The sequence below is a fragment of the Paenibacillus elgii NBRC 100335 genome, assembly GCF_004000865.1.
In the GTDB taxonomy this organism is placed as follows: Bacteria; Bacillota; Bacilli; order Paenibacillales; family NBRC-103111; genus Paenibacillus_G; species Paenibacillus_G elgii.
This window is the reverse complement of sequence record NZ_BIMB01000068.1, coordinates 19016-30205: the sequence shown is the minus strand read 5'-3', so window position 1 is coordinate 30205 and position 11190 is coordinate 19016. Positions and strand designations below refer to the sequence as shown.

The following is an 11190-nucleotide window of genomic DNA, read 5'->3' as shown; positions in this document are numbered from 1 at the left end:
GATGCCGTAGCGCGGCACGAGCGCCACGCTGGCGGCGACTTTCACGGCGGCGGCGAGCAGCAGGTACAGCACCGGCGCGCGCACGGCGCCGAGGCCCTGCAGCACGCTTCCCGCGACGATGTTCATCGCCGAGAACAGGGCGGTGAACGCCAAGACCGCCATCGCCGCCGTGCCTTCGGCGCTCTTGAAGAACATCACGTTCAGCGGCTCCGCCAGCAAAGCGAGCCCGAACGAAGCGGCAAGCCCGATCAGCCAGGTCAGCCGCAGGGACAAGCCCGCGCGTGCGCGGACCGCATCCGCATCGCCGCGCCGAAGCGCTTCGGCGATGGCCGGAACGAGCGCCGCGGACATCGAGGATGCGATCATGGCGACTAGCTGAACGAGCGGCAGGCCGTGATTATACAGCCCGAACTGATACAACGCTTCGCTTTCGTCGAAGCCGGCCGAGCGAAGCAGCCGGGGCATCGTAAACGAGTCGACGAGCGTGAGGATCGGCATCGCCACAGAGCCCAGACAGAGGGGCAGCGCATAGGCAGCCAGCCGTTTCGCCAGCGCCCAGTCGCGCCGCCAGCCGCCGCCGTCCCCCTCACCCGGGACTTGCTTGCGTTTTGGCTCCTTACGCCAGTACCACAGCATGACCGCGAGTCCCGCCAGTGCGCCCGTCACCGAACCGAACGTAGCGCCTGCGGCGATTCGTTCCGGCCCCAAGCCAAGCCGCATCAGAGCCAGCAGCAGAACGACCATCGTCGCCACCCGCACCGTCTGCTCCACCACCTGAGACCAAGCGGTCGGCCGCATGTCCTGATAGCCCTGATAGTAACCGCGCAGCGCAGACATCAGAGGCACGACGAGCAGGGCATATGACACGCTTCGTATCGCTGGAGCCGTTTGCGGCGCAGCCATCCACCGCGCAATCGTCTCCGCGCCGAAATACAGCAGCGAGAAGAAGACAATTCCAGTGACCATCAGCGATGCGGAAGCGACCCGTAATACGCGCCGAGCCTCATGATACTGCCGTTCGGCGGCATACTCGGACACAAACTTCGATACGACCAGAGGAAATCCGGCCGTGGCCAGCACCAAAATCAATATGTACAACGGATACACGGCATTGTATATGCCAAAGACCGCATCGCCCGCCAGATTTTGCAGCGGAATTTTTTGCAGCGTGCCGATCAGCTTCGAAATGACGGCCGCCAAACCGAGCAGTGCCGCCCCTTGCAGCAGCGCAGATCCTTTTCTACCATCCTGGTCTTTGCTGTCCGCAGCCTCAGGCCCGCTTGCCTCCATCCGCTCCGATCGCTCTTTCATGACGCTTCCCCTTCGTTCCCGCGACCGGTCCCTCATCCGTCCGGCGAGAGACCCATTCGGACAGATTTTGCAGCCCCATTATACCGCAATTCGCAATCCTTTTCCAAAAACGCAAAAAGCTTCCCGATTTCCCTCCAAGGGATTGCTATCAGGAAGCTGCGCATCGCTGTCCATCGGCGGAGCTATTGCTCCATCTGCTTTGCCAGAAAGCCGGCGGCCGTTTCCGCCATCTTCAATTCCATTTGGCCCATTTTCACACTTTCGTCCTTGTTCAGCAAAATCACTGAACCGATCGGATCGCCCCCCGCCACGATCGGCGCAATCACATACGAGCTGTACGTCTCGGTAACGTCCTTGCAGATTTCATAAGAGCCACCGCCGGTTTCCAGCGTCGCTTTGCGGTTTTCCATGCTTTGTTCGACTAGCGAACCGATCTGCTTCTCCAAAAAATCTTTCTTCGAGCCGCCGGCCACGGCAATGATCGTATCGCGATCGGATATCATCGTGATATGGTTTGTGCTTTCATAGAGCGACTCGGCATATTCCTTGGCAAAGTCTCCAAGTTCACCGATAGGAGAATATTTCTTTAAAATGACTTCCCCATCCCGGTCCACAAAAATTTCAAGCGGATCCCCTTCCCGAATACGCAGGGTGCGGCGTATCTCCTTCGGGATTACGACCCTGCCAAGATCGTCGATACGACGAACGATTCCAGTTGCTTTCATGTTTCTAGATGCCTCGCTTTCCAAGAAGAATGGGATACAGACTGGATATGACCCTGTATGCAAAATGGAGGGAATTCGACTGACCCTAGTATTCTTCAACTCCCGGCGGCCTATGCATGTCCCGCTTCGGCACGGTTGCAGGCGCTTGGTCGAACGCTTAAGCCGTCGCTGTTTACATTATGTCCAAAAAAATGAAAACAAAACAGGGCACCCCATGGGGTACCCTGGTAATTGTTACTTGCCGCCTTCCGTCTTCGGAGCTTCTGTTTTCGGAGCGTCCGCTTTCGGAGCATCGGTTTTAGGCGCATCGGTTTTCGGAGCTTCCGCCGGCTTCTTCTCCTCCGGCTTCGGCAGGTTGTTTGTCAGAATCAGACCTGGCAGTTCTTTCTCCACAAAATCGTACACCTTCGTCTCAGCCGCCGCGGAGCGCAGCTCCGGCTTGACTTCGTCGAGTGTTTTCGTATTGCGGGATTCCACTTTCATCACATGGTAGCCGAACGACGTTTCCACCGGATCGCTGATCTTCCCGATTGGCAGTTCCGCCGCCGCTTTCTTAAACTCGGGCACAAATTGGGAGATGTCTGCGTTTTCGTACTTACCACCCTTATCTTTCGAACCCGGATCATCCGAATATTCTTTCGCCAGCGCATCAAAGTCGCCGCCCTTGTTCAATTTGTCCTGAACTTCCTTCGCACGCTTGAGCGCGTCTTCCTTGGAACGACTTTCCTTACCTGTCGCCGGATCGTTGATTCCGATCAGAATATGTCTGACCGTTGCCGTCACATAGGCGGATTTGTCCTGCTCCAATTTCGTATTATAAGCCGTTTGAACCTCTTGGTCGGTCACTTTGCTTTCCTCGGAGACAATCGCCGTGATGCTGCGCTTCACGAACTCTTCCACGTCTTTTTGCTCCAGCTTCGCATCCTTGAGTTGCTTCTCCATGCCGCCTTCCTGAGCGCCCAGGAAGCCCTTGATTTGCTCGAATTGCGTCGTAAACTGCTTATCGGCTTCCGCCTTCGCTTTGTCGTCCGCGCGGGAGGACAAAATTTTAAAGGTAACGAGCTGCTTCATCATATCTTGTTGAAAGGCAGGGTCGTCTTTGAATTGCGCATATTGCTTATAAAAGAACGCGTTCACGTTCAAAAAGGTATCGAATTCGCCGCGCGTGACTTGTCCGTCCTTGTACGTCACAAGCACCTCGCTCGGTTTGCCTTTATCGGCGGCAGCCGTTGCCGCTTCGTCCTTTTTCTTGCCGCAACCTGTAGCGACACCCGCGACCAATACGAGCGCACAAAGAGCCATAAGCCCTTTTCGCAACGGTTTCCGTTTATTTTGCCACATTTTGCAGCTCTCCCTTCGATTTCAACACACGTTTGTATTGTACCAGAAACCTTTCCAGCAAAGCGATGGTTTCTTCTGGCTTCAATCCTTTTCCCTTGAGCTCAATGTGGATTTGCGGTCCGCTGATCAGCTTGATCCGATTCTCGAATTCGCCCGACAGCTGGAACAGCTTCTGTCCGTCCAGATTGCCGTTCTGATCGGGGTGAATTTTCAGCTCGTAATCGAGCCCCTTCTGCGAGATGATCTCGATACCGTACAAGGCACCGTACACTTTCAGCCGCGCGGCGGTCAACAAATTTTGCACCGCATCCGGCAGATCGCCGAAGCGGTCGACCAATTCGTCCTCAAGCTCCATCGCTTCATCCAAGGTTTGAATGGCCGCGACTTTTTTGTAAATCTCGATTTTTTGCACGCTGTCGTAAATGTAGTCGCCGGGAATGTAAGCGTCCAGCTGGATATCGAGCTGCGTCGACCATACTTTCGTCTCCTGCACGGCTTCGCCGCCCAACTCCTTTTTGCGCTTCTGAATTTCCTCGGCCAGCATTTGCGAATACAGATCGAAACCTACCGACGCGATAAATCCGTGCTGCTCCGCGCCGAGCAAGTTGCCCGCACCCCGGATGGACAAGTCTCTCATTGCAATTTTAAACCCGGACCCAAGTTCTGTAAACTCTTTTATCGCCTGCAGCCGCTTCTCCGCCACCTCCGTCAGCACCTTATCGCGCTGGTACGTAAAGTAGGCGTAAGCGATCCGGTTGGAGCGCCCGACCCGGCCGCGAAGCTGATACAGCTGGGACAGTCCCATCTTGTCGGCATCGTGGACAATCAGCGTATTGACGTTCGGGATATCGACCCCGGTCTCGATAATGCTGGTGCTGACCAGTACGTCGTATTCGCCATCCAGGAAGTCGAGAATGGTCTTCTCCAGCTCCTGCTCGGACATTTGGCCGTGCGCGACCGTTACCCGTGCATCGGGCACGAGCATCGAGATTTGATCGGCCATCTGGGTAATTCCCTGCACGCGGTTGAACAGGTAATAGACCTGGCCTTCGCGCGCCAGCTCCCGTTCGATGGCCTCCCGGACCAGCGAGGCGCTGTATTCGACGACATACGTTTGCACCGGAAAACGGTTTTCCGGCGGCGTCTCGATGACCGACAAGTCCCGCACGCCGAGCATGGACATATGCAGGGTACGGGGAATCGGCGTCGCGGTCAACGTCAGCACGTCCACGTTCGTCTTCAGCCGCTTCAGCTTTTCCTTGTGCGACACGCCGAAGCGCTGCTCTTCGTCGACGATCAGCAGTCCCAGATCCTTGAACTGCACATCCTTGGACAGAAGCCGGTGCGTCCCGATCACCACGTCCACGGTGCCATTCTTGATGCCTTTCATCGTTTCGGTCTGCTCCTTCTTGGAGCGGAACCGGCTGAGCACTTGAATGTTAAACGGATAGCCCGAGAACCGCTCCCGGAACGTCTCGTAATGCTGCTGCGCCAAAATCGTCGTCGGCACGAGCACCGCTACCTGCTTGCCGTCAATCGCCGCCTTGAACGCCGCACGGATCGCCACCTCGGTTTTCCCGTATCCGACGTCTCCACACAGCAAGCGGTCCATCGGTCTCGGCTTCTCCATATCTTTCTTGATTTCTTCGATAGCTCGCAGTTGGTCCGACGTTTCCTCGTACGGGAACATGCCTTCGAATTCCTGCTGGTAATTCGAATCATGATTGAAGGCATAGCCCAGCGTCGCTTGACGCTCCGCATATAGCTTAATCAGATCGTCGGCAATATCCTGTACAGATGCGCGGGCCTTGCTTTTCACCCGGTTCCAGTCGGCGCCTCCGAGCTTATAGACCTTCGGTTCCTTGCCTTCTTCCGAGCCGACGTATTTCTGCACATGGTCGATCTGATCGATCGGCACCGACAGCTTGTCGCCGCCGGCGTACAGGATGTGTAAATAATCTTTATGAATGCCGCCGACCTCAAGCGTGCCGATGCCGACAAATTTACCGATCCCGTGGTTGACGTGAACGACGTAATCGCCAATCTTGAGCTCTTGATAATTTTTAATCCGCTCGGCGTTTTCGATCTTTTTGTCCACCTTGCGCGCTTTGCGCTGCTTCTGCGTGAACATCTCGCCTTCGGTGATGACAACCAGATGAATGCCCGGCAGCTCGAAGCCGGTCTGCAGATTGCCGTCCACGATTTGCGGCTCGTCGATGTGGTAGTCGGCCAGCACGCGCTTGATGCGGTCGACCCGCTCCGCGCCGCTCGCTACCATCATCACCTTCGCGCCGGACTTTTTCCAGCGGTCCATTTCACTTTTCAACAGGTTCATCTGCCCGTGGAAATTTTGCATCAGGCGGCACATGAAGTTGACGATGTTCTGCGGCGACGTCTGCGGTACCTGACGCAGGAACAGCGACATGTACAAGGTCGGATACGGCCTGCGGTGCAGCAGCGTCTCGTACGGCTTCGACAGCACGAGCTGCGGCAGGCACTTGCCGTCCTGCAGCGACATCGTCATCCATTCGGCCTCGTCCTTCTCCAGCTGCTTTGCCGTCTCCAGCAGCCGGGCCGGTTCGTCTACGATAAGAATGGAATCCTTGGGCATGTAGTCGAGCAGCGTCTGGCGCTGCGGGAACAGCAAGGAGACATATTTGAACATCCCCTGAAAATGCTGCCCCTCGCGAAGCAGCTCGATCTCGTGGCCGATGCCTTCGAGCAGCCGGTCCTTCGCCCCGCGGTCCGACATCTTGCCGATCTGCTCCTGGAGCAGTTCATACGCATGCTGCGCCGCCGTTTGTAACCGTTTACGGTCGACTACGATTTCACGACAGGCCGTAATGACAAGCTCGGAGCACTTCTGGATCGATCGCTGATCAGCCGGGTCGAACGTCCGAATGGAGTCCACCTCAATATCGAACAGCTCAATCCGGTACGGGTTCGGCGAAGTGAGCGGATAAAAATCGATAATGCCCCCGCGAACGCTCAGCTCCCCTTTATTCTCGACACGCTCTACGCGTTCATAGCCGAGCTCGACCATCCGCCCAATGAACGACTCCAACTCAATCGTATCGCCAACGGCGACGCGGAGCTTGGCTTCCGCAATGGACGCTTGGTCCGGCAGCAGCCGCCGCATCCCGGCATAAGGCACGATGACGATCCCGCGAAAGCTGTCCGCCAGCTTGGACAGCGCGTCAATCCGCTGCGCCAGCATTTCCGGACTTGCGATGGCCGCTTCGGCCGCCAGAAGCTCCTGGGCCGGAAACAGCAGAACCTGGCCTTCCGGCACCAGCTCCGCCAAATCTTCGAACATCTTTTGTGCGGAAAACATATTGTGAGTCACGACAAATAGAGGCTGCTGCAGCTCCTCGTAAAGTGAAGCCAGCATCACCTGCCGCGAAGAACCGGTCAACCCGGCTATTAACTGTTCTCTCATCCCCGAACGTAGGCCGGACACGACGCTTTGAAAATCGTTGTCCGCGGAGAACGCCTGAATTAAAGCCTGCAAAACAGGACACCCCTCTCAACCGCGTAACACTAAAAAAGCCTAGAAGTCCCGTGAATAAGCAGCAGTGCGGGCGTCATCGCTTCTGAAGCAGCGAATCGGAAGGGCGATCCGCCCGCGCTGCGGCCTCTTATCCACCGGACTTTAGGCCGATCCTCAACCAAAAAGCCGGATAGCCGAAATGCGAACAACCCCTATTGCAGAGGATTCGCGAGGAGCGAGAGCTCCGGATTGGCATCCAGCGCTTCCTTGCAGTAATCGCAAACCACCTTGACGGTGACATCCCCATTCGGGTTATACGATATTATATCTCTCCGCTCCTCGGGGGTCAAGAAATGGAAACCGAGCTGAAACTCGCTCACTTCCCCCTGCCGGATTTCTCCGATTACGGTCTGGCAATGACGACAAACATATTTCAGGGCCATCGGACTTCCTCCTCCCGCTTGCCTTGCCAAGCGGCGTTTTTACTTATTATGGCCGGGATGGGAGGAGATTAGCCTCTAGGCTAACGCTTTTCTTGACGAAATGCATAATACGGCTCAGCCGTTGAATTTGGCCATCGTCTTCTCGAACGGATGCTCCAGGATATGCTCCATGGCATCCACCGTCTTATCGAGCAGCCCGGGCATCTGCTGAAACTCTTCTTTGCTGAACGTGCTTAGTACGTAATCCGCGATGTCCCGGCCAGGCGCGGGCCGCGAAATGCCTATCCGAATGCGCTGAAACGACTGCGTGCCCAAGTGGGCGATGGCCGACTTGATCCCGTTGTGCCCGCCCGCGCTTCCTTGATAGCGCAGCCGGATTTGCCCGTAGGGCGTATCCAGATCGTCATAGACGACGATAAGGTCCTCGATGTCCGCTTTATAAAAATCCATAAAGGCGCGGATCGACTCCCCCGACAAGTTCATGTACGTCTGAGGCTTCAGCAGATATACCTTCTGCCCTGCGACATGGCCTTCTCCCAGAAGTCCTTTGCATTTGCTTTGCGTAACTTTAATGCCGTGTTTATCGGCAAAACGGTCCAGCGCCATAAAACCGATATTATGCCGCGTCGCTTCGTACTGCCGTCCCGGATTGCCGAGACCCACAAACCATTTCAACCTGACCTGCCCCTTTCAACTCCATGGGGTGAAACGATACCCTAAACTTATCATAACCGAAAAAAACGTCCCGCGCCAATTTCGCAAGAAGCGGCAGGTATGGCGCCCGCCGGACATAACAGAAAAAGCGTATCGATCCAAGCCGATACGCTTTCTCTAATTTATACCTCAGCCTTCTCCGCGGCATTCCCCTCTTGGGCAGCCGGCGCTTCCTCCTCCGGCTCGGCTTCCTTCTGCGGCGTCAGGATCGTGGCGAGCACGTCGTGAGCGTCCGTCTTCACCTCGACGCCCTCCGGCAGCTTAAGCTCGGATACAAGCATGCTTTGTCCGATTTCGAGCCCGCTGACATCGACTTCGACGGAGGACGGGATCCGCTGCGGCAGGCAGCGTATCTCGATTTCGTGGTGCTGAATTTGCAGAATTCCGCCGACCTTAACCCCTTCAGGGTCTCCGATATATTCCAGCCGAACCGTCGTCTGAACCGGCTCGTCCATATTGATCTGATGAAAATCGACATGCAGCAGCTGGCGGCTCAGCGCATCCCGCTGCACTTCGTTGATCATGACCGGCTGCTTGCCAAATTGCGGAATGTCCATATCGATAACCGCATGCGGATTCGTCTTCAGCAGCGCAAGCAGCTCCTTCTGATCGATGGCGATCGGCGTCTGCGTCACTTTTTTGCCGTAGACGACGCCGGGGACTTTGCCCTCGGCCCGCAGCCGGTTGCGGTCGCCTTTCGTCCGGCCTGTCCGAGCTTCCGCTTTGAGCGATGTAGCCATAAGAAAACCTCCTTCAATTTGGGTGAAGCCCTAGCTTCTTACTACTTTACCCAATTGAAGGAGGTTCAAAACATCCTGATGCTGATTCTCTCGCTTAAAGCTTACTTCTTCGCCTTCTTCGCCGCAAATTTGGTACGAAGCTTGTCGGCGTAGCCGTGCTTGTTCACCTGACGCTCCCGGGCAATCGCTACGTCGCCGTCTCCTACTTCGTGCGTAATGGTGGAACCGGCTACGACATAAGCCCCTTTGCCGACTTTGACCGGAGCAATGAGGTTGACGTTGCTGCCGATAAACGCATCTTCCTCCACTTCGGTCAACTGCTTGTTGAAGCCGTCATAGTTGACGGTAATCGCTCCGCAGCCGAAGTTGACGTTCCGGCCGATGACCGCATCGCCGACGTAGCTTAAATGCGACACTTTCACGTCGTCTGCCAGCTTGGCGTTTTTGATTTCAACGAAATCGCCGATTTTCACGTTCTGGCCAAGATCCGCTCCCGGCCGCAAATAAGCATATGGTCCTACGGACGATCCGTCGCCGACGACCGCTTCCTGCAGCACGGAGTGCTTGACGGTAACGCCGCTGCCAATCGTACTATCCGTGATATCTGCTTGCGGTCCGATGACACAGTCTTCACCGATCACCGTTTTTCCCCGAAGCGCCGTTCCCGGCAGCAATATCGTATCCGCTCCGATTTGCACGTCCGCTTCAATATAAGTGCTTGCCGGATCGACCATCGTCACCCCGGCGAGCATGTGACGGCGGTTAATCCGCTCGCGCATCGTTTGCTCGGCCACGGACAATTGCAAACGGTCGTTGACGCCGAACGACTCCGCCTCGTCTTCCAGCACGTAGCCTTCGACAATCTGCCCCTGACCGACCAGAATGCCGATCACGTCCGTAATGTAGTATTCGTTCTGCGCGTTGTCGTTTTTCACAAGCGCCAGCGCTTCGAACAGCTTCCGGTTATCGAAGCAGTAGGTGCCGACGTTCGTTTCCTTGACCTGGCGCTGCGCCTCGTTGCAGTCCTTCTGCTCCACGATTTGCGTCACGTACCCGCGCTCGTCGCGGATAATCCGTCCGTAGCCGGTAGGATCGTCAACAACCGCCGTCAGCAGTGTAGCCGCCGCCCCCTTCTCCTGGTGCAGCTTGATCATGCCTTCGAGGGTGCTGTCCGAAATCAGCGGTGTATCTCCGTAGATGACAATCGTCAAGCCGTCCTCCGCGGCCAGCAGATCTTTGGCCTGAAGCACGGCGTGGCCTGTCCCGAGCTGCTGCTCCTGCAGCGCATACTCGACCCGGTCGCCCAAGTACGATTGAACGGCTTCCGCTCCGTGACCGACGACGACGACTGTACGAGAAGCTTGTATATTTTCCAATGCGGTGACCACATGATCGACCATCGGTTTACCGCATACCCGGTGCAATACTTTATATAGTTTCGATTTCATTCGTTTCCCCTGACCTGCAGCCAGTACGATCCCCATGATGTTCAAGTTTCGTCCATCCCCTTTGATCCAATGTATTGTTTTCTTTTTATGATACGGTTTCTGTCCGTGAAACGCCAGTCCCAATATATCCTGCCCGGGTATAAAAGAAAAGAGAGCCTTTTGGCCCTCTTCATAGATCGTATTAAGCTCCTTCTTCAATGACTTCCTCTTCCGTTGCAGCACGCTCATATTCCGCTAACACGGCCGCTTGAATTTTCTCGCGGGTTGAAGAGGAAATCGGGTGAGCGATATCTCTGAACTCTCCGTCCGGGGTCCGCTTGCTAGGCATGGCCACGAACATTCCGTTGTTACCGTCAATCACACGAATGTCATGTACTACAAATTCGTTATCGATGGTAATGGAAGCAATGGCTTTCATTCTGCCCTCGGAGTTCACCCTGCGAAGTCTGACGTCTGTAATTTGCACTTCTGATTCACCACCTTTTTCCATCTTGGAGACATGAACTATAAATTCCACATTTTAGGGCAAATTCCTGCTAAATCTCTTAAGTTTTTGACCAATTTTATAAATACTTTATAAATTTGAAATTATTCGACACTTAACGCCGCAATAAGCTCGATTTCGACAAAAACGTCCTTCGGCAGTCGTGCAACTTCGACAGTTGAACGCGCCGGTTTGTGGTCTCCGAAGTAGGTTGCATAGATTTCATTCACCTGGGCGAACTGATTCATGTCTTTGATGAATACCGTAGCCTTGATCACGCTCTCGAATGTTGCCCCCGCTTCCTCCAATACCGCTTTCAAATTGCGGAAGACTTGGTGCGTCTGCTCGGCGATGCCGCCTTCGACGATTTGGCCTTCGGGATTGAGCGGAATTTGACCGGAGGTAAATAACAGATTGCCAAATTTGATTGCTTGTGAATAAGGACCGATAGCGGCAGGCGCCCGGTCCGTAGAGATACGTTCTAATGTCATATG

At 55.4% G+C, this 11190-nt stretch carries 10 protein-coding genes; all 10 read right to left on the bottom strand.

Going from position 1 to position 11190, the window contains the following annotated elements; translation table 11 throughout:
- A partial coding sequence (locus PEL01S_RS31065) for a polysaccharide biosynthesis protein (protein WP_255320179.1) occupies window positions 1–1311 on the bottom strand: 1311 nt, incomplete at its 3' end.
- A gap of 182 nt (window positions 1312–1493) precedes the next feature.
- Window positions 1494–2036 (bottom strand): stage V sporulation protein T, encoded by a 543-nt coding sequence (gene spoVT, locus PEL01S_RS31060; protein ID WP_063186803.1) that lies wholly within the window; start codon window positions 2034–2036, stop codon window positions 1494–1496.
- A 234-nt stretch (window positions 2037–2270) separates the two neighbouring features.
- Window positions 2271–3377: a peptidylprolyl isomerase gene (locus PEL01S_RS31055; RefSeq protein ID WP_127462977.1), complete on the bottom strand. Its 1107-nt coding sequence runs from the start codon at window positions 3375–3377 to the stop codon at window positions 2271–2273.
- Complete coding sequence (gene mfd / locus PEL01S_RS31050) at window positions 3364–6888, bottom strand: transcription-repair coupling factor (RefSeq protein WP_127462976.1); 3525 nt, start codon at window positions 6886–6888, stop codon at window positions 3364–3366. Before mfd ends, PEL01S_RS31055 begins: the two co-directional genes overlap by 14 nt.
- 191 nt (window positions 6889–7079) lie before the next feature.
- Complete coding sequence (gene fin / locus PEL01S_RS31045; protein WP_010501715.1) at window positions 7080–7310, bottom strand: anti-sigma-F factor Fin; 231 nt, start codon at window positions 7308–7310, stop codon at window positions 7080–7082.
- Window positions 7311–7424: 114 nt separating this feature from the next.
- Entirely contained in the window at window positions 7425–7985 is a 561-nt protein-coding gene (pth, locus tag PEL01S_RS31040) for an aminoacyl-tRNA hydrolase (protein ID WP_127462975.1), read from the bottom strand.
- Between the two features lie 161 nt (window positions 7986–8146).
- Window positions 8147–8764 carry a 50S ribosomal protein L25 gene (locus tag PEL01S_RS31035; RefSeq protein WP_063186795.1) on the bottom strand — a complete coding sequence of 206 codons (618 nt, stop codon included), beginning with the start codon at window positions 8762–8764 and terminating at the stop codon, window positions 8147–8149.
- Between the two features lie 101 nt (window positions 8765–8865).
- Window positions 8866–10248, bottom strand: a complete 1383-nt coding sequence (gene glmU, locus PEL01S_RS31030) for a bifunctional UDP-N-acetylglucosamine diphosphorylase/glucosamine-1-phosphate N-acetyltransferase GlmU (RefSeq protein WP_174807037.1) — start codon at window positions 10246–10248, stop codon at window positions 8866–8868.
- A gap of 145 nt (window positions 10249–10393) precedes the next feature.
- Window positions 10394–10678, bottom strand: coding sequence for a septation regulator SpoVG (spoVG, locus tag PEL01S_RS31025; protein WP_010501706.1), 285 nt, complete (start codon window positions 10676–10678; stop codon window positions 10394–10396).
- Between the two features lie 122 nt (window positions 10679–10800).
- On the bottom strand, window positions 10801–11187 hold the full coding sequence (locus PEL01S_RS31020; protein ID WP_036690522.1) for a RidA family protein: 387 nt from the start codon (window positions 11185–11187) through the stop codon (window positions 10801–10803).
- Window positions 11188–11190: the final 3 nt, after the last annotated feature.

Bases quoted from the DNA above. Each gene is read 5' to 3' on its own strand.
- PEL01S_RS31035 (WP_063186795.1), bottom strand. From the start codon at position 8,764: ATGGCTACATCGCTCAAAGCGGAAGCTCGGACAGGCCGGACGAAAGGC.
- fin (WP_010501715.1), bottom strand. From the start codon at position 7,310: ATGGCCCTGAAATATGTTTGTCGTCATTGCCAGACCGTAATCGGAGAA.
- PEL01S_RS31055 (WP_127462977.1), bottom strand. From the start codon at position 3,377: ATGTGGCAAAATAAACGGAAACCGTTGCGAAAAGGGCTTATGGCTCTT.
- spoVT (WP_063186803.1), bottom strand. From the start codon at position 2,036: ATGAAAGCAACTGGAATCGTTCGTCGTATCGACGATCTTGGCAGGGTC.
- glmU (WP_174807037.1), bottom strand. From the start codon at position 10,248: ATGGGGATCGTACTGGCTGCAGGTCAGGGGAAACGAATGAAATCGAAA.
- PEL01S_RS31020 (WP_036690522.1), bottom strand. From the start codon at position 11,187: ATGACATTAGAACGTATCTCTACGGACCGGGCGCCTGCCGCTATCGGT.